Raw genomic sequence first — 20,546 nt, 5'->3', positions numbered from 1 at the left:
GGAGATAAATATGGATGATAGAATGGTTGATCAATCTTTACACAATGATGAGTCATCGTTTGAATATTCATTAAGACCAACAAGATTAAAACAATATATTGGCCAATCTTCTATTAAAAGTAATTTAGAAGTCTTTATAAAAGCAGCTAAATTACGTGAAGAACCGCTTGATCACGTGTTGTTATTTGGTCCCCCAGGACTAGGTAAAACTACTTTATCTAATATTATTGCTAATGAAATGGAAGTTAACATTCGAACTGTTTCAGGACCTTCATTAGAGAGACCTGGAGACTTAGCAGCTATATTATCAGGTTTACAACCAGGCGATGTGTTATTTATTGATGAAATTCATCGTTTAAGTAGTGTTGTTGAAGAAGTGTTATATTCTGCTATGGAAGATTTCTTCTTAGATATTATTATTGGTAAAGGTGATGAAGCACGTAGTATACGTATTGATTTACCTCCATTTACTTTAGTAGGTGCTACTACACGTGCAGGAAGTTTAACTGGTCCTTTAAGAGATCGTTTCGGCGTTCATCTCAGACTAGAATATTATAATGAGAATGATTTAAAAGAAATTATTATACGTACTGCAGATGTTTTAGGAACAAAGATTGATGATGAAAGTGCAATCGAATTAGCTAAACGCTCTCGTGGGACACCTCGTGTTGCTAATCGTCTTTTGAAAAGGGTCAGAGATTTCCAACAAGTTAATGAGGATGAACAAATTTATATTGAAACTACGAAACAAGCATTACAATTGTTACAAGTGGATGATGAAGGTTTAGATTATATCGATCATAAAATGATGAACTGTATTATCAATCAATATAATGGTGGCCCTGTAGGTCTTGATACGATTGCAGTATCCATTGGTGAAGAACGTATAACTATTGAAGATGTTTATGAGCCATTTTTAATACAAAAAGGATTTATTGAACGTACGCCTAGAGGAAGAAAAGCTACGGCGTTTGCGTATGAACATTTTAAAAATATAAAAGAATGAGGGAATTTAAATGAATGTTGAGGAATTTGATTATCACTTGCCGGAATCGTTAATTGCTCAAACGCCATTAAAAGATAGAGACCATAGTCGTTTATTAGTACTAGGGCGCGAATCTGGAGAAATGGAACATAAACATTTTACAGATGTCATTGATTACTTTGAAGCGGGAGATACACTTGTTTTAAATGATACGCGTGTCATGCCAGCTCGTTTATTTGGGCTCAAAGAGGAAACTGGTGCTAAAGTAGAAATGTTAATGCTTACGCGTATTGAAGATAATGATTGGGAAGTGTTATTAAAACCAGCCAAACGAATTAAAGTCGGAAATAAATTATCTTTCGGTGAGGGTAAAATTGTCGCTGAGTGTATTAAAGAATTAGATCAAGGCGGACGCATTATGCGCTTGCACTATGATGGTATTTTAGAAGAACGTTTAAATGAATTAGGTGAAATGCCATTACCACCATATATCAAAGAACGCTTAGATGATCCTGATCGTTATCAAACAGTTTATGCAAGAGAAAGTGGCTCTGCCGCTGCCCCGACTGCGGGCTTACATTTCACTGATGATTTATTAGAAAAAATAAAAGCAAAAGGTGTTAATATTGCTTTTATTACCTTACATGTAGGATTAGGTACATTTAGACCCGTAAGTGTAGAAAATATTGACGATCATGAAATGCATAGTGAATACTATCAAATGACACAAGAGACAGCTGATTTATTAAATGAAACTAAAGCTAAAGGACATCGTATTATTTCAGTAGGCACTACATCTACTAGAACTTTAGAAACAATCCGTCGTGATTACGATCGATTTGTAGCAGTAAGTGGTTGGACTGATATATTTATTTATCCTGGTTTCGAATATAAAGCAATAGATGGTTTAATTACTAACTTCCATCTACCTAAATCAACGCTAGTCATGCTTGTATCAGCATTTAGTAGTAAGAAAAATATTTTAAATGCATATAATAAAGCTGTGGAATTAGAATATAGATTCTTTAGCTTTGGTGATGCAATGTTAATTATTTAATGAATGAGAGGTATTAATATGCCAGCAGTTACTTATGAACATATTAAAACTTGTAAACAATCCGGTGCACGTTTAGGCATTGTTCATACTCCACATGGCTCTTTTGAAACACCGATGTTTATGCCAGTTGGAACAAAAGCCACAGTTAAAACAATGAGTCCTGAAGAATTGAGACAAATTGAGGCTCAAATTATATTAGGAAACACATATCATTTGTGGTTGCAACCTGGAAATGATATCATCAAACAAGCTGGGGGCTTGCATAAGTTCATGAATTGGGATGGCCCGATTCTTACTGATTCAGGTGGTTTCCAAGTATTTAGTTTAAGTAATTTAAGAAAAATTTCAGAAGAGGGTGTTGAATTCAGACACCATACGAATGGTTCTAAATTATTCTTAAGCCCTGAGAAATCAATGGAAATTCAAAATGATTTAGGTTCAGATATTATGATGGCGTTCGATGAATGTCCACCTATGCCATCTGAATATAAATATGTTAAAGATTCTATTGAACGTACTACAAGATGGGCAGAGCGCTGTCTTAAAGCGCATAAACGTCCTGAAGATCAAGCGTTATTTGGAATTATCCAAGGTGGAGAGTACAAAGATTTAAGAGAACAAAGTGCTAAAGAACTTGTTGAACTTGATTTCCCTGGATATGCGATTGGTGGTTTATCAGTAGGTGAACCGAAACCAGTAATGTATGAAATGGTAGAACATACTGTTCAATATATGCCTGAAGATAAACCACGTTATTTAATGGGCGTTGGCTCTCCAGATGCATTAATCGAATGTAGTATTCGTGGTATGGATATGTTTGACTGTGTATTACCAACGCGTATTGCCCGAAATGGTACTTGTATGACATCTAATGGAAGATTAGTTATTAAAAATGCTAAATTTGCAGAAGATTTCAGACCACTTGATGAAAATTGTGATTGCTATACATGTAAGAATTATACACGTGCTTATATTAGACATTTAATTAAAGCTGAGGAAACTTTTGGTATCCGTCTTACTACTATTCATAATTTACATTTTCTGCTAAAATTAATGGAAGATATTAGACAGGCCATTAGAGAAGATAGATTATTAGACTTCAAAGAAGAATTCTTCGAACAATATGGACTTAATGTAGAGAACCCTAAAATTTTTAGTAAGGAGAAAACATAATGAACGTTTCAGCATTGATTTTGCCAATAATTTTAATTATTGTGTTTTATTTCTTTTTAATTCGACCTCAACAAAAACGTGCGAAAGAGCATCGTGAAATGATTAGTCGAATTGAAGCAGGTCAACGTATTACTACAATTGGTGGTTTGAAAGGTACAGTAAAAGCTGTAGATGAAACTACTGTAGTAATTACTGTAAATGGTCATGGTACAGAAATGACTTTTGAAAAACCAGCCATTAAACAAGTAGATCCTTCATAATTTATATAAGTTGAAAAGTAGTTATACTTTGATACTTGGATTGCCCACGAAGTTAAAAACTTTGTGGGCATTTTTTTGTGTATGTTTTTATCAAAGGTGCTCTAAGATAGACATTCACTCGTTTAAGTTGTTGCGCTTTCCAGTGGGAAAGGCTCAAGCCTGTAGTCTTGAAGCTCTTTCTTTTCCACCAAGAGTCTTCCAAACTACACTTCGTAATCTACCTTAGAACTATTTACGTAAGTGTGAAGCATTTAAGTTCCTTCCCCAGCTTGCTTAGTTTGTAGACTTTCTATATGAAAGTCTTTGTGCTGGGGCCCCGCACACAACGTCATTCGTAGTTCATCTTTAGAATTTCTTACATAAGTGCTATGCACTTATGTTTATTTATAATCCACACAGGAGTCTCCACAACTACACTTCGTTATCTATCTTAGAACTACTTACTTAAGTGTGTAAGCACTCAAGTTTATCAATAAACCTTAACCCCTCAGGTGTCATATAACTACGTTGCGGAATCTATTTTTTAAAAGAAATAATAAATAAATCGTCTTAGTATAAGTTAAAAATATAATTAGGAAAGTAATGCTACATTTTTAAATTTAAAAGAATGGACATGGGTCTGAATTTCACTAAATGTTGTGTTATGTTAATATAGTTAAGTCATGTTATAACAATGTAATCTTTTATTAACTTGCACGTGGTTAATTAAAAGATTATTCTAATTACATAAGTTAACAATGAGGTGTTCATGTGAAAAAAATTAGTAGGATAATTGCTTTCTTATTAATTGTAGTCCTCCTCTTTGTGGGAATGGGACTTACATATAAGAAAGTAGTTAAAAATGTAAATCTCGGTCTTGATTTACAGGGTGGTTTCGAGGTGCTTTACCAAGTTAAACCACTTGAAGGTGGTAAAAAGATTGATGACAATGCTTTACAATCGACTGCTCGTACGTTAGAAAATCGTGTTAACGTGTTGGGTGTGTCTGAGCCACATATTCAAGTAGAGGATCCTGACCGTATCAGAGTTCAGTTAGCTGGTGTTAAAGATCCTGACGAAGCTCGAAAAATCTTGTCTTCTCAAGCTAATTTAACCATTCGCGATGCAGATGATAAAGTTAAATTAACTGGTAAAGACATTGTACAAGGTTCAGCTAAACAAGAATTTAAACAAGGTACGAATGAACCAGCTGTTACTTTTAAATTAAAAGACCGTGCTAAATTTAAAAAAGTAACGGAAGAAATTTCTAAGAAACAAGAAAACATGATGGTGGTTTGGTTAGATTACAAAAAAGGTGATAGCTATCACAAAGAATTAGAGAAGCCTGAGAATAAACGTAAATACGTTTCAGCCGCTTCTGTTAATCAACCTATTAATTCAGACAGCGTAGAAATTTCTGGTGGTTTCCATGGTCAAGAAGGCGTGGAAAGAGCTAAGCAAATTGCAGAATTACTTAACGCTGGGTCATTACCAGTTGATTTAAAAGAAATTTATTCAAATTCTGTAGGTGCTCAATTTGGTCAAGATGCACTTGATAAAACAATATTTGCATCTGCAATTGGTATTGCTATCATTTACTTATTTATGGTAGGTTTCTACAGATTACCAGGTTTAGTTGCGATTATCGCATTAACTGTTTATATCTATTTAACTTTAGTAGCATTTAACTTTATTTCTGGGGTACTTACACTCCCAGGTTTAGCTGCCTTAGTGCTTGGTGTAGGTATGGCGGTCGATGCAAACATCATTATGTATGAACGGATAAAAGATGAATTGAGGATTGGTCGAACGCTTAAACAAGCCTATAGTAAGGCAAACAAAAGTTCATTTTTAACTATCTTTGACTCAAACTTAACAACTGTGATTGCAGCCGGTGTATTATTCCTCTTCGGTGAAAGTTCAGTTAAAGGTTTCGCTACAATGTTGTTATTAGGTATTTTAATGATCTTCGTAACGGCAGTATTCTTATCAAGATGGTTACTTTCATTACTTGTATCATCTAATTATTTCAAAAAGAAATATTGGTTATTTGGTGTTAATAAGAAAGACCGTCATGATATTAATGAAGGCGTAGATGTACATGATTTAAAAACGTCATTTGAAAAATGGAATTTTGTTAAATTAGCTAAACCATTAATTAGTTTAAGTATACTTATCTTAGTAGCAGGAATTATTATTTTAAGTATTTTCAAATTAAACTTAGGTATTGATTTCTCAGCAGGTACACGTGTAGATATCAATTCTGATTCTAAATTGACACAAGCACAAGTTGAACGTTCTGTTAAAGATATAGGCTTAACGCCAGACCAAGTTCAAATTAACGGTGAAGGCAATAAACAAGCTACCGTTCAATTCAAAAAAGACTTATCTAAAAATGAAGTGATTAAAGTAAATGAGAAAATGAATGATGAATATGGTCATAAACCAACTGTAAATACTGTGTCACCAATGATTGGTCAAGAGTTAGCTAAAAATGCTATGAAAGCTCTTATCTTTGCAGCTATTGGTATCATTATTTATGTATCATTAAGATTCGAATGGAGAATGGGTCTTTCATCTATATTAGCTTTACTTCACGATGTATTTATCATTGTTGCGTTATTTAGTTTATTCAGATTAGAAGTAGATATTACATTCATTGCTGCTGTTTTAACAATTGTAGGTTATTCAATTAACGATACGATTGTTACGTTTGACCGTGTAAGGGAAAACTTGCATAAGATTAAAGTGATTACTGATCCTGAACAAATTGACGATATTGTTAACCGTTCAATCAGACAAACTATGACTCGTTCAATTAATACAGTATTAACTGTTGTGGTGGTTGTAGTTGCAATATTAATCTTTGGTGTAGCAAGTCTATTTAACTTCTCACTTGCACTACTTATTGGTTTAATTTCAGGTGTGTTCTCTTCAGTCTTTATTGCTGTTCCTCTTTGGGGCATTATGAAGAAACGTCAATTGAAGAAATCTGAAAATGGAAAACTTGTAGTGTATAAAGAGAAAAAATCTAATGATGAAAAAATCTTAGTTTAATATTTATATATAAGAACTATTGATGAACTTTGGTTTATCAGTAGTTCTTTTCTTATTTTTAAATAATTTAGTTATACTTATTTATGATGATGTTACTTTTTATTTAATATAATTTTAGGTATAATGGCTCTTGGAAAAAGGAAGGATAGTTGTATGATTAAATCTAAATATAAATGGCTTTATGAACCTCCAACTAAATATATCGCAGATGATGTAGCTAAAGCACATCGATTAACGCCTATTATAAAAAAAGTATTGGAAAGTAAAGCTATTACTAAAGACAGTGATATTAAAGCTTTATTATCTGAATCAACGATTAGTCATGATCCGCGCTTATTAAGTGACATGGATAAAGCAATCGATAGAATTAATCAAGCGATTGATAAAAATGAGCGTATATTAGTGTATGGAGATTATGATGCTGACGGTGTTACTTCTACTACCATTCTCGTCAATACTTTGAGAATGCTAGGGGCTGAAGTAGGATGGTATATTCCTAACCGTTTTACTGAAGGTTATGGTCCTAATGAACTTGCTTTTAGAAATGCTTATGATGAAGGTGTTTCACTTATTATTACTGTAGATAATGGGATACAAGGTCATAACGAAATAAAAATGATACAGGAATTAGGTGTAGATGTGATTGTTACAGACCATCATGAAATTGGTCGTACACTTCCAGAGGCCTATGCTATCGTTCATCCTATGCATCCAGAATTCGATTATCCGTTTCATTATTTATGTGGTGCTGGCGTAGCTTTTAAATTATCTCAAGTACTATTAGACAATCCACCTAATTATTTTGAGAGTTTAACTGCTATAGGAACAATAGCTGATTTAGTTTCCTTAACAGATGAGAATCGTACCATCGTAAAAAACGGATTGGCTCACTTAAATGAGCATTGTCCACCTCAAATTAAAGCATTATTAAATCAAGCTGGCTTTAATGACACGATAAATGAAGAAACAATTGGTTTTATTATCGGACCAAGGCTAAATGCAGCAGGTCGTCTAGAAGACGCCTCACTGGCAGCAGAGCTGCTTATGTCAGAAGATGAGGAAGAGGCCGAGTTTTTAGCTGAACAAGTTGAACATTTCAATATTGAGCGTAAAGATATTGTTGCTCAAATCACTGAAGAAGCATTAGTTATGGCTGAAGAAAAAGTGAACGCTGGCCATCAATTTTTATTACTAGCTAAAGAAGATTGGCACGAAGGCGTATTGGGAATAGTAGCCTCTAAAATCGTTGAAACTTATTCATTACCAACTCTGATTTTAAATATAGATTTAGAACAAAATCATGCTAAAGGTTCAGCGAGAAGTATTGAACAAGTGTCGATGTTTGAAATATTAAGTGCCCATCAAGACTTAATTACTAAATTTGGTGGTCATCACATGGCTGCAGGCATGACAATGGAAATTGATAACATTGAACCATTAGAGCAAGGTTTAAATGAATGGATGGCGAAGTTAACAGAACATACATCGCTAGAACCGACCAAACATGTTACTGTAAAACTCGAAGAAAAAGATATTACGGTTGGCAATATTAATGATATCCAAAAACTAAGTCCATTTGGTACAGATTTTGAAAAACCATTGTTTGAAATTGATGATATAGATGTAACAGATGTTAAAGCAATTGGTAAAGATAAAGCGCACTTAAAACTAGTAGCCGGCGAACAACAATTGCAAAATCTTTTCTGGAAAAATGGGCAACTCGCTACTCAGCTCGAAATTGGACAACCTATTAGTTTGTTAGGCCATTTACAAATTAATGAATGGAATGGTAATCAATCACCACAACTTATCATTCAAGATTTAGCAACCAATGATGAACAAATACTAGATTATAGAAGTAAACGTAAACAATTAGATATAGATCCTAGTAATCATCAGTATGCGTTTGTCATTCATCCTAAAAAGGAAAAATTAGATGACAATTATTATTTTTATGGTGAGGAGATAGACACAACTCATGATATAATTGTATTTCGTGATTTACCGCCAAATCTTGAAAGTGTTCAACAAAGTTTACATGGTTTAACATATTCGCAATTATATTTAATCTTACAACATAGTCAGTCAATTTATTTCGAAGGCATGCCTAATGCAACATTATTTAAAAATTGCTATAAAGCATTATTAAATAAACAAGAAATGAATTTAGTTCAAGAAGGTATGCAATTATGCCAGTATTTAAGAATAAAACCGAATATACTTAAATTTATGTTGAAAGTGTTTCTTGATTTAGGCTTTATTACTGATGAAAATGGTATAATTAAAATAAACAATAATCCAAATAAACAAGCGATTGAATCAAGTCGCATTTATCAAGCTAGACAAGCAAGAATTGAAGTTGAGCAATTTCTACTATATGAAGACTTCTCACAACTTAAAAAATGGATTAAAAATCAAAAGGGCTTAATAATAGGAGGAAATAGATAAATGGATTTAAAGCAATATGTTTCAGAGGTTGAAGATTGGCCAAAAGCAGGTGTAAGTTTCAAAGATATTACAACAATCATGGATAATGGAGAAGCATATGGCTATGCTACTGATCAAATTGTTGAATATGCTAAAGAACGAGATGTGGATATTGTTGTAGGACCTGAAGCAAGAGGATTTATTATTGGATGTCCTGTAGCTTATTCAATGGGCATTGGTTTTGCTCCAGTGAGAAAAGAAGGTAAATTACCTCGTGAAGTCATTCGTTATGAATATGACTTAGAATATGGTAAAAACGTTTTAACGATGCACAAAGACGCTATTAAACCAGGACAACGTGTTTTAATCACAGATGATTTATTAGCTACTGGCGGTACAATTGACGCAGCAATTAAATTAGTTGAAAAGCTTGGCGGCATCGTAGTAGGTATTGCATTTATTATTGAATTAAAATATTTAAATGGTATTGAAAAAATTAAAGATTATGATGTTATGAGTTTAATTTCTTACGATGAGTAAGCATTAATATAAAATGCTTAATTCAAAGCTATTATAACTACACATATAGAAGCGGAATATGAAATCATTTGATGAAAATGACTTTCTCTTCCGCTTCTTTTTTATTAGTAAATGTATAAATTTCTAGGTGCTAAATTTAATTTAACAGCATTTATTTATTTAAAAACTTGTAGTATCATAAAACTATTATTTATAAAAAAGTTAAACCTTTTATAGTGTATTGAACTTTTGATACACTAAAAGTAATACTCGCATTTCTATGACTTTGGAAATGTTATTTTTATACAAATTAAAAGATATTAAAGCGTTTGTAGCTTAATTTTAAAAAGTCAATTAACGGGCAGAGTATTTGGAATATAAGAGAGTTGGGGTGTCATATATTGAATAATGAATATCCATATAGTGCTGACGAGGTGCTACATAAAGCGAAATCCTATTTATCAGCAAATGAGTATGAGTATGTTTTAAAAAGTTATCATATTGCATATGAAGCACATCAAGGTCAATTTCGAAAGAATGGTCTGCCTTATATTATGCATCCAATTCAAGTGGCGGGCATATTGACAGAGATGCGTTTAGACGGTCCAACTATTGTAGCAGGATTCTTACATGACGTTATTGAGGATACACCATATACATTTGATGATGTGAAAGAAATGTTTAATGAAGAAGTTGCGCGTATTGTAGATGGTGTTACGAAGTTGAAAAAGGTGAAATACCGTTCTAAAGAAGAACAACAAGCTGAGAACCACAGAAAGTTATTTATTGCGATTGCCAAGGATGTACGCGTTATTTTAGTTAAACTTGCAGATAGACTACATAATATGAGAACGTTAAAAGCTATGGCTCGTGAAAAACAAGTACGTATTTCTAAAGAAACGTTAGAAATTTATGCACCACTTGCTCACAGATTAGGGATTAATACGATTAAATGGGAATTAGAGGATACTGCCTTACGTTACATTGATAGTGTGCAATATTTCCGTATTGTTAATTTGATGAAGAAAAAACGTAGCGAACGCGAAGCTTATATAGCGAATGCCATTGAAAAGATTGAAGAAGAAATGGGTAATATGAACATTTCAGGAGAAATCAGTGGACGTCCTAAACATATCTATAGTATTTATAGAAAAATGATGAAACAGAAAAAGCAATTTGATCAAATATTTGATTTATTAGCTATTCGTGTCATCGTTAATTCAATTAATGATTGTTACGCAATATTAGGCTTAGTACATACATTATGGAAACCTATGCCAGGTCGCTTCAAAGATTATATTGCAATGCCTAAACAAAATATGTATCAATCTTTACATACGACAGTTGTCGGTCCAAATGGAGACCCGCTCGAGATTCAAATTAGAACATTTGAAATGCATGAAATTGCTGAACATGGGGTAGCAGCGCACTGGGCGTATAAAGAAGGCAAAACTGTAAATGAAAAGACACAAGATTTCCAAAATAAGTTAAATTGGTTAAAAGAATTAGCCGAAGCAGATCATACATCTTCTGATGCGCAAGAATTTATGGAATCTTTAAAATATGACTTACAAAGTGATAAAGTTTATGCCTTTACGCCAGCTAGTGATGTTATTGAATTACCATATGGCGCGGTACCTATTGATTTCGCATATGCGATTCACAGCGAAGTAGGAAATAAAATGATAGGCGCTAAAGTAAATGGTAAAATTGTTCCAATTGACTATGTCCTCCAAACAGGAGATATTATCGAAATCAGAACAAGTAAACATTCTTATGGTCCAAGTAGAGATTGGTTAAAAATTGTTAAGTCTTCAAGTGCGAAGAGTAAGATAAAAAGCTTTTTCAAAAAACAAGATCGCTCATCCAATATTGAAAAAGGTAAATTCATGGTTGAAGCAGAAATTAAAGAACAAGGCTTTAGAGTCGATGATATATTGACGGAAAAGAATATCGAAGTAGTGAATGAGAAATATAATTTCGCTAATGATGATGATTTATATGCTGCTGTAGGCTTTGGTGGCGTGACTGCATTACAAGTGGTAAATAAACTTACAGAGCGTCAGCGTATTCAAGATAAGCAAAAAGCGCTTAATGAAGCTCAAGAGGTGATAAAGTCATTACCTATCAAAGAGGATATTATCACTGATAGTGGGGTATATGTAGAAGGCATTGAAAATGTTTTAATTAAACTTTCTAAATGCTGTAATCCTATCCCAGGGGATGATATCGTTGGATATATAACTAAAGGACATGGTATTAAAGTACATAGAACCGATTGTCCTAACATAAAAAATGAATACGATCGCTTGATTGCTGTAGAATGGGTTAAATCTAAAGACTCTACACAACGCTATCAAGTGGATTTAGAAGTCAATGCTTATGATCGCAATGGTTTATTAAATGAAGTGATACAAGCGGTCAACTCGACAGTAGGTAGTATTATTAAAATTAACGGTCGTTCAGACACGGATAAAAATGCAATTATTACAATTAGTGTAATGGTTAAAAATGTAAATGATGTTTATCGAGTAGTTGAAAAATTAAAACAATTAAGTGATATATATACTGTTTCAAGAGTATGGAATTAATTGAGGTGCAAAAGAGATGAAAATAGTTGTACAGAGAGTAAAACGAGCTTCAGTAAAAAACGGTAATATTCATAATCAAATTGAAAAAGGATATTGTTTATTAGTGGGCGTAGGTAAAGATTCTACCGAAGCGGACGTAGAAGCGGTAGCAAAGAAAATAGTCAATGCTCGCTTATTTGAAGATGAGAATGGTAAATTAAATTTAAATATTCAACAAGTAGAAGGCCAAATCCTTTCTGTTTCTCAATTTACGCTATATGCTGATGTGAAAAAAGGCAATCGTCCTGGCTTTTCAAATTCAAAAAATCCTGAAGAAGCAGAACAACTGTATGAAACGTTTAATACTGCTTTAAGAGATTATGGTATTGAAGTAAAAACTGGGGAATTTGGTACGGACATGGAAGTTGAAATTATCAATGATGGCCCAGTGACAATTATTTATGAAAGTCAGGATGGCAAAGTGATATGAGTAAAATAGATGCATGGTTAACAAAACATGGTCTAAAAAATGGTCTAACGCTTATTGTAGTTATTCTCTTCCTGCTATTTTTAATTTTATTATTCATGTTTATGAATCATGATGACCAAGGTAGCAATCGTATTACGATCACTGAAGATGCTGAATTACGTACAGGTCCCAATGCAGGTTATCCTGTGATTTTTCAAGTGGATAAAGGGGAGAGTTTCAAAAAGATAGATAGGCTAGGTAAGTGGATAGAGGTAGAGAATCATAATGCCACTAAAAAAGGATGGATTGCTGGTTGGCATACAAGCTTGAATATTCCAGAGGATGTTAATAAAAAAGAGAACCCTTTGAAAAATAAGGTCATTGTCTTAGATCCAGGACATGGAGGCAGTGACCAAGGGGCTTCCAGTAATACAGCTAATAAAAGTTTAGAAAAGAATTATACCTTAAAAACCGCTGAAGAGTTAAAACGTGCGCTTGAAAAAGCAGGCGCTAAAGTAAAGTTAACGCGTTCTGATGATACATATGTAAGCTTGGATGATCGTAAAATGGATGGCGATGCATATATCAGTATACATAATGATTCTTTAGATAGCGCTAATGCTAATGGAGCTACGGTATATTGGTATCAAGATAGTCAGGAAACGCTAGCGGAAACGTTAAATGCGAATATTCAAAAGAAATCTATGTTATTTAATAGAGGCACACGTCAAGAAAATTTCCAAGTGTTAAGACAGACGAATAAACCTGCTGTATTATTAGAATTGGGTTATATTAGTAATCCTACAGATGAAATGATGATTAGAGATCCATTGCATAGACAAGTCGTTGAAGAAGCGGTTGTTGATGGCTTGAAACAATATTTTGCGTCATAAGTCTTGCAAACTGAAGCTAAACTCGTTATCATAATGAGTGAACTTTATAAACAATACCGTTAGTATTCTTGAAAAGTTAAATGAAATAGGTAGCAATAACATTTATAATTGCGTAGAGATATAATCCTAGGCTGAAAGATTATACTGAGTAGTTTAACTTTTGAACACAAGAAGAGGTGCTTTAATAAATAAAGCCGGTTTACGTACGTTAAACGTTTTGAGTGGAGAGTAAGATAGTCTATTTTATTCTCAATTAGGGTGGCAACACGGCGATTCGTCCCTTATATAGTTTAGTGCTATATAAGGGACTTTTTTTATTAGAGGATGTTAGGTTATCAAAGTAATAGATAGATGAAGGAGTGATTAGGTGATTAGAATTCCTAGAGGGACTCAAGATATTTTACCTGAAGCGTCTAGTCAATGGCGTTATATTGAAAATAAACTAGATGAATTGATGACATTATATAATTATAAAGAAATTCGTACACCTATCTTTGAAAGTACTGACTTATTTGCACGTGGTGTTGGTGATTCAACTGACGTAGTTCAAAAAGAAATGTACACGTTTAAGGATAAAGGTGATAGAAGTATTACATTAAGACCCGAAGGTACTGCTGCAGTTGTGCGTTCATATATTGAGAACAAAATGCAAGGTAATCCAAATCAACCGATTAAATTGTATTACAATGGTCCAATGTTTAGATATGAGCGTAAACAAAAAGGGCGCTACCGTCAATTTAATCAATTTGGTGTAGAGGCTATTGGGGCTGAAAATCCAAGTATCGATGCTGAAGTGCTAGCGATGGTAATGCACATTTATGAGTCGTTTGGACTTAAGCATTTGAAACTTGTCATCAATAGTATTGGAGATGCGGATTCTCGTAAAGAATACAATGAAGCCTTAGTGAAACACTTTGAACCAGTGATTGATACGTTCTGTGAGGATTGTCAATCACGTTTGCATAGTAATCCAATGCGCATTTTAGATTGTAAAGTTGATCGTGATAAAGAAGCGGTTAAAAATGCACCTCGTATTACAGATTATTTAAATAGTGAGTCAAAAGCATATTATGAAGAAGTTAAAGATTACTTAGATGAGTTAGGCATTAACTATGTAGAAGATCCTAACTTAGTTCGTGGTCTTGACTATTACACTCATACAGCTTTTGAACTAATGATGGATAATCCTAATTATGATGGTGCGATTACTACATTATGTGGTGGCGGTCGCTATAATGGTTTATTAGAATTATTAGATGGTCCAAGTCAAACTGGTATTGGCTTCGCTTTAAGTATTGAAAGATTACTTTTAGCACTTGAAGAAGAAGGCATTGAATTAGATGTTGAAGATGACTTTGATTTATTCATAGTGACTATGGGAGAAGAAGCTGAACGCTATAGTGTTAAACTTTTAAATAATTTAAGAAAACATGGCGTTAAAGCTGATAAAGATTACTTAAACCGTAAAATAAAAGGTCAAATGAAACAAGCAGATCGTTTAAATGCTAAGTATACAGTAGTAATAGGTGATCAAGAACTTGAAAACAATCAAATAGATGTTAAAAATATGGCAACTGGTGAATCAGAAACTGTTAAATTAGATGAACTTGTTAACTTTTTTGAAAAATAATAAAGGAGTGTTAAAAATGAGTAAGAGAACAACTTATTGTGGATTAGTTACAGAAGAATTACTTGATCAAAAAGTAACTTTAAAAGGGTGGGTACACAACCGTCGTGATTTAGGTGGTTTAATCTTTGTTGACTTACGTGACAGAGAAGGCATCGTTCAAATCGTGTTTAACCCAGATTTCTCTGCAGAAGCATTAAGCATTGCTGAAACAGTACGTTCTGAATATGTAGTTGAAGTAGAAGGTACAGTAACTAAACGTGACCCTGAAACGGTAAACCCTAAAATTAAAACTGGACAAGTGGAAGTACAAGTTTCAAATATTACAATAATTAATAAAGCTGAAACACCTCCATTCTCAATTAACGAAGAAAATCAAAATGTTGATGAAAATATTCGCTTAAAATATCGTTATTTAGATTTAAGACGTCCTGAATTAGCTCAAACATTCAAAATGAGACATCAAACAACACGCTCTATTCGTGAATATTTAGATAACAGTGGCTTCTTTGATATTGAAACGCCAGTATTAACTAAATCTACACCAGAGGGCGCACGTGATTATTTAGTACCATCTCGTGTACATGAAGGTGAATTCTATGCATTACCACAATCACCACAATTATTTAAACAATTATTAATGATTAGTGGTTTCGATAAATATTATCAAATCGTTAAATGTTTCCGTGACGAAGATTTACGTGCTGACCGTCAACCGGAATTCACACAAGTCGATATCGAAATGAGCTTTGTAGACCAAGAAGACGTTATTCAAATGGGCGAAGAAATGCTTCGCAAAGTAGTAAAAGACGTTAAAGGTATTGAATTAGAAGGTGAATTCCCTCGCATGACATATGCTGAAGCAATGCGTCGTTATGGTTCAGATAAACCTGATACACGCTTTGGAATGGAATTAATCGATGTATCTCAATTAGGTAAAGAGATGGATTTCAAAGTATTTAAAGATACAGTTGAAAATAATGGAGAAGTTAAAGCAATTGTGGCTGAAGGTGCTGCAGATAACTACACTCGTAAAGATATGGACGGTTTAACAGAGTTTGTAAATATCTATGGCGCCAAAGGTTTAGCTTGGGTCAAAGTTGTTGAAGACGGTTTAAGTGGTCCAATCGCTCGTTTCTTCGAAGACCAAAACGTAGCGACATTAAAAGAATTAACTGGTGCGAAAGCTGGCGACTTAGTTATGTTCGTTGCAGATAAACCAAACGTGGTTGCTCAAAGTTTAGGTGCATTACGTGTAAAACTTGCTAAAGAACTTGGCTTAATTGATGAAACTAAATTAAACTTCTTATGGGTAACTGATTGGCCATTATTAGAATATGATGAAGATGCTAAACGTTATGTAGCAGCGCATCATCCATTTACATCACCTAAAAAAGAAGATATTGATAAATTAGATTCAGAACCTGAAAATGTTGAAGCTAACGCTTATGATATCGTACTTAATGGTTATGAATTAGGTGGAGGATCTATCAGAATTTCAGATAGCCAATTACAAGAAAAAATGTTCGAAGTTCTTGGATTCACTAAAGAACAAGCTAGAGAACAATTTGGCTTCTTATTAGATGCATTCAAATATGGTGCGCCACCACACGGCGGTATCGCATTAGGTTTAGACCGTTTAGTAATGTTATTAACTAACCGTACAAATTTACGTGATACTATTGCATTCCCTAAAACTGCATCAGCTACATGCTTACTTACTGATGCGCCAGGAGAAGTTTCTGATAAACAACTTGAAGAATTATCATTAAGAATTCGTCACTAATTTAAACCCTTAAATATTAAGTTCAAAAAGACTGTTGATAGAGTATCTCAATCTCTGTTAGCAGTCTTTTTTTATACATGAAAAACAGTCACAATAGCTTTTTAAACAACTATAATTATATTATGTAAACTTAAAAATTTAAAATATTTTTTTATCAATATTTTGATTTTCTAACAATTATTAAGGATTTCTTTATTTTAAGGTTTGTGATATTATACGTATATAAGATAGTCATCTGTATTGTACGTATGTTTGCTTTTTATTTGGGCCTAACACTTTTTGATCAGGGAGCCCAATAGGTTTTCTTGCAGCGCACACGCCTCAATAGGAGGACTTGCAAAACAAGAAACAGGGCACCCACCTGTATATAGCAGGCCGAATGATCAAGCTTTTTATAACTACGGCAATTACGGACTCTATCGGTACGCAAGGCTTTTGTCTTGCGTATTTTTATTTGTCTTTTTCTGTTAATATTATGGTAACGTAATGTTTAATAAAGGAGTTCAAAATGAAACATCAATTTTCAAGAAATGAATTAGCATATGGTAAAGAAGGTTTAGATTTATTAAAGAATAAAACAGTGGCTGTGTTAGGAGTGGGTGGTGTAGGTTCATTTGCAGCTGAAGCACTTGCTAGAACTAATATTGGTCATATCATACTTATAGATAAAGATGACGTCGATATTACGAACGTCAATCGTCAAATTCACGCCTTAACAACAACTATTGGCCAAAGTAAAGTAACGCTTATGGAGGAACGAATTAAATTAATTAATCCTGATTGTAAAGTAACGCCTTTACATATGTTCTATACTGAGGAAACTTATGAAGATTTATTTAATAATTACGATATTGATTATTTCATAGATGCTAGTGACACAATTATTTATAAAGTGCATTTAATGAAAGAATGTTTGGAACGTGGCATCAAAGTCATATCAAGTATGGGCGCAGCTAATAAGACGGATCCTACACGTTTCAAGATTGCAGATATCTCTAAAACATATATGGATCCTATGGCTAAAATCATCAGAAATAAATTGAAACGTCAGGGTATTAAAAAAGGTATACCTGTAGTATTCTCAGATGAAAGTCCTATCGTGATACGTGAAGATGTAAAAGCAACAGTAGGGGATCCGAATGCAAGTAACCGTAAAGGTCAAATGCCTCCTTCTTCAAATGCTTTTGTACCTAGTACAGTAGGTTTGATATGTGCAAGTTACGTAGTTAATGACATTCTTAAAGATGTACCAGTTCGACGAATTAAAGATAAAGGTAATATTTAATTAAAAAGACTATGAAATTGAGATGAGTGATCACTCAATATTTCATAGTCTTTAACTTTATCTTTTATTACGAAGATTGTCATATACTGCTTTAAATTGTTGCTCACTTTTTGAAGTAGTCTTTGGTTCGTAATAAATTTTGTTTTTTAATTTATCTGGTAAATATTGTTGAACTACATAGCCATTATCATAGTTATGAGGATATTTATAGCCAATAGCTCTTCCTAATTCTTTTGCGCCTTTGTAATGACCATCTCTTAAATGGTCTGGGATTTGACCAACGTGTCCTTTACGTATATCGCTCAATGCGCTGTCTATTGCTGTAATAGCTGAATTAGACTTTGGAGATAACGAAAGTTCTATTACTGCTTGGCTAAGAGGAATACGTGCTTCAGGGAAACCTAAGCGTTCAGCAGATTGAATAGCTGCAAGTGTTCGTTGTCCAGCACTTGGCGAAGCGAGTCCTACATCTTCATAACTAATGACTAATAATCGTCTGACTATAGTAGGTAAATCTCCAGCTTCAATTAATCGTGCTAAATAATGTAATGCCGCGTTTACATCGCTCCCTCTAATTGATTTTTGAAAAGCACTCATCACATCATAGTGCATATCTCCATCTTTATCACTAACGAAAGCGCCTTTTTGTAAGCAATCTTTAGCATCTGATAGTGAAACATGACGCTGCTCATTTGTTACATCTGCACTTAACACCGCTAATTCTAAAGCGTTTAATGCACTTCTAACATCTCCATGACTTTGAGTTGAAAAGTATTCAAGTGCATCTTCATCAACAATTGGGTGATATAATTTTAAGCCTCGTTCTTCATCTGACAAGGCTCTTTCAAGGGCTACGCGGATGTCATTCTCATCCAAGGGATACAACTCAAATATTTGAGCTCTTGATCGTATAGCAGGATTGATAGCATGGTATGGATTAGAAGTAGTTGCTCCAATTAATACAATCTTTCCATTCTCAAGATGTGGTAATAAAAAATCTTGTTTCGCTTTGTCTAAGCGATGAATTTCATCTAATAATAAAATGACTTGCCCAGACATTTTTGCTTCTTCAACTACTAATTGCATATCTTTTTTAGTATTAGTTACTGCGTTAAGCTGTCTAAATTTATATTCAGTACTTCCCGAAATAGCCTTAGCTATACTTGTTTTACCAATTCCAGGAGGTCCATAAAAAATCATTGAGGATAAACGTTTGGTTTCAACCATACGTCTAATGATACCTTTAGGGCCCACTAAATGTTGTTGTGAAATAATCTCATCTATATTTGTAGGGCGCATCCTTGAAGCTAATGGTTCAGTACTCACGATTTTCACACCTTTCTATTACTATCTTAACTGAAAAAATGCTAAAATGGGAATATATATTATTCGAATTAAGTGAGGTAATGTTATGAAAATATCAACGAAAGGGAGATATGGGTTAACTTTAATGATATCCCTAGCCAAAAGAGAAGGACAAGGGTGTGTATCATTAAAAACAATCGCAGAAGAAAATAGTCTAAGTGACTTATATCTAGAACAACTCGTAGGCCCTTTAAGAAATGCTGGATTAATTCGAAGTGTTCGTGGTGCTAAAGGTGGTTATCAACTAAGAGTACCAGCTGACGAAATTACAGCAGGCGATATCATTCGCTTATTAGAAGGTCCTATTACGATTGTAGAAAGTATTGAGTCAGAACCACCTGCTCAAAAACAATTATGGCTTCGTATGAGAGATGCTGTACGTGAAGTTTTAGATAATACAACTTTAAAATATTTAGCAGATTATATTGAAACTGATGATAAATTAGATGGATATATGTTTTATATTTAAAAACTTTTTGATAAATGAGTTTATTAATATAATAATCGGGTATCTATATAATACATCCAATCGATAATACTTGATTATTAATTGTTATCGTAGATTAAACATAAATTAGTTATTAATTAAATTATGCTTAAATTTGAAAGGAGAATTTCATTATGGGATTCATGGATAAAGCTAAAGAAGCTGCAGACAAATTCAAAGATAGCGATAACGAACAAGTTGATAAAGTAAAAGATAAAATCAACGAATACACTGGCGGTAACGACAGTGACAAAAAAGACAAAGATGATAAATAATTATCAATTTTAGGGACGGTATCTACCGTCCTTTTTTTATACCATAAAACCCTTCAAAAACTATCCAAAATAATTGAAGGGTTAATTATATATAGTATTTAATTATATAAAATTGTGAAATCACCAAGTATAGCTTTATGACGCCTGAGAGATTTAGAATTATTGATGTTCTTAAGTAATCACACACTTACGTAAGTAGTTCTAAGATAGATTACGAAGTGTAGTTGTGAAGACTCCTAGGGGAGCAGTGCTAGTCGAAGACTGCAGGCTGAGACAGCACCCCAGGAAAGCGCAACAACTTAAACGAGTAAATATCTATCTAAGAACTACTT

General features: G+C 33.5%; 16 protein-coding genes and 1 other RNA gene. 16 read left to right on the top strand and 1 reads right to left on the bottom strand.

Annotated elements, in window-relative coordinates; all coding sequences use genetic code 11:
- Positions 1-10 precede the first annotated feature (10 nt).
- The 14 genes from ruvB to E2558_RS04680 all read left to right on the top strand — a co-directional run bounded on the left by ruvB (position 11) and on the right by E2558_RS04680 (position 18,087).
- Entirely contained in the window at positions 11-1,006 is a 996-nt protein-coding gene (gene ruvB / locus E2558_RS04745; protein ID WP_103328454.1) for a Holliday junction branch migration DNA helicase RuvB, read from the top strand.
- Between the two features lie 10 nt (positions 1,007-1,016).
- The gene (gene queA, locus E2558_RS04740; RefSeq protein ID WP_126567043.1) at positions 1,017-2,042 is read left to right on the top strand and encodes a tRNA preQ1(34) S-adenosylmethionine ribosyltransferase-isomerase QueA; all 1,026 of its coding nucleotides are present in this window, start codon (positions 1,017-1,019) and stop codon (positions 2,040-2,042) included.
- Positions 2,043-2,060: 18 nt separating this feature from the next.
- Positions 2,061-3,215, top strand: a complete 1,155-nt coding sequence (tgt, locus tag E2558_RS04735; RefSeq protein ID WP_135789020.1) for a tRNA guanosine(34) transglycosylase Tgt — start codon at positions 2,061-2,063, stop codon at positions 3,213-3,215.
- On the top strand, positions 3,215-3,475 hold the full coding sequence (yajC, locus tag E2558_RS04730) for a preprotein translocase subunit YajC (RefSeq protein ID WP_103166575.1): 261 nt from the start codon (positions 3,215-3,217) through the stop codon (positions 3,473-3,475). Before tgt ends, yajC begins: the two co-directional genes overlap by 1 nt.
- Before the next feature lie 750 nt (positions 3,476-4,225).
- Complete coding sequence (gene secDF, locus E2558_RS04725) at positions 4,226-6,511, top strand: protein translocase subunit SecDF (RefSeq protein WP_126567041.1); 2,286 nt, start codon at positions 4,226-4,228, stop codon at positions 6,509-6,511.
- Positions 6,512-6,664: 153 nt separating this feature from the next.
- Positions 6,665-8,959, top strand: coding sequence for a single-stranded-DNA-specific exonuclease RecJ (gene recJ / locus E2558_RS04720; RefSeq protein WP_126567040.1), 2,295 nt, complete (start codon positions 6,665-6,667; stop codon positions 8,957-8,959).
- Positions 8,960-9,478 (top strand): adenine phosphoribosyltransferase, encoded by a 519-nt coding sequence (locus tag E2558_RS04715; protein WP_126567039.1) that lies wholly within the window; start codon positions 8,960-8,962, stop codon positions 9,476-9,478.
- Positions 9,479-9,858: 380 nt separating this feature from the next.
- Positions 9,859-12,048, top strand: a complete 2,190-nt coding sequence (locus E2558_RS04710) for a RelA/SpoT family protein (RefSeq protein ID WP_126567038.1) — start codon at positions 9,859-9,861, stop codon at positions 12,046-12,048.
- A 16-nt stretch (positions 12,049-12,064) separates the two neighbouring features.
- Entirely contained in the window at positions 12,065-12,517 is a 453-nt protein-coding gene (gene dtd / locus E2558_RS04705; protein ID WP_126567037.1) for a D-aminoacyl-tRNA deacylase, read from the top strand.
- Positions 12,514-13,389 carry an N-acetylmuramoyl-L-alanine amidase family protein gene (locus tag E2558_RS04700; protein WP_126567036.1) on the top strand — a complete coding sequence of 292 codons (876 nt, stop codon included), beginning with the start codon at positions 12,514-12,516 and terminating at the stop codon, positions 13,387-13,389. Before dtd ends, E2558_RS04700 begins: the two co-directional genes overlap by 4 nt.
- 367 nt (positions 13,390-13,756) lie before the next feature.
- On the top strand, positions 13,757-15,019 hold the full coding sequence (gene hisS, locus E2558_RS04695; RefSeq protein ID WP_126567035.1) for a histidine--tRNA ligase: 1,263 nt from the start codon (positions 13,757-13,759) through the stop codon (positions 15,017-15,019).
- A gap of 16 nt (positions 15,020-15,035) precedes the next feature.
- A complete protein-coding gene (aspS, locus tag E2558_RS04690; RefSeq protein WP_126567034.1) occupies positions 15,036-16,802 on the top strand; it encodes an aspartate--tRNA ligase in 1,767 nt (588 codons plus the stop codon).
- A gap of 229 nt (positions 16,803-17,031) precedes the next feature.
- Positions 17,032-17,222: non-coding RNA, 6S RNA (ssrS, locus tag E2558_RS04685), on the top strand.
- Positions 17,223-17,310: 88 nt separating this feature from the next.
- Positions 17,311-18,087, top strand: coding sequence for a tRNA threonylcarbamoyladenosine dehydratase (locus E2558_RS04680; protein ID WP_126567033.1), 777 nt, complete (start codon positions 17,311-17,313; stop codon positions 18,085-18,087).
- A gap of 57 nt (positions 18,088-18,144) precedes the next feature.
- On the opposite strand, the gene E2558_RS04675 is transcribed toward E2558_RS04680, so the two are convergent.
- A complete protein-coding gene (locus E2558_RS04675) occupies positions 18,145-19,413 on the bottom strand; it encodes a replication-associated recombination protein A (RefSeq protein WP_168210214.1) in 1,269 nt (422 codons plus the stop codon).
- An 85-nt stretch (positions 19,414-19,498) separates the two neighbouring features.
- On the opposite strand from E2558_RS04675, the gene cymR reads away from it, so the two are divergent.
- A complete protein-coding gene (cymR, locus tag E2558_RS04670; protein WP_103297199.1) occupies positions 19,499-19,921 on the top strand; it encodes a cysteine metabolism transcriptional regulator CymR in 423 nt (140 codons plus the stop codon).
- A 152-nt stretch (positions 19,922-20,073) separates the two neighbouring features.
- Positions 20,074-20,214, top strand: a complete 141-nt coding sequence (locus tag E2558_RS04665) for an SAS049 family protein (RefSeq protein WP_126567031.1) — start codon at positions 20,074-20,076, stop codon at positions 20,212-20,214.
- The last annotated feature ends 332 nt before the right edge of the window (positions 20,215-20,546 follow it).

This window comes from Staphylococcus pragensis, assembly GCF_004785665.1.
In the GTDB taxonomy this organism is placed as follows: domain Bacteria; phylum Bacillota; class Bacilli; order Staphylococcales; family Staphylococcaceae; genus Staphylococcus; species Staphylococcus pragensis.
The sequence above is the reverse complement of the archived record's forward strand: the minus strand, read 5'-3'. Positions and strand labels throughout refer to the sequence as shown.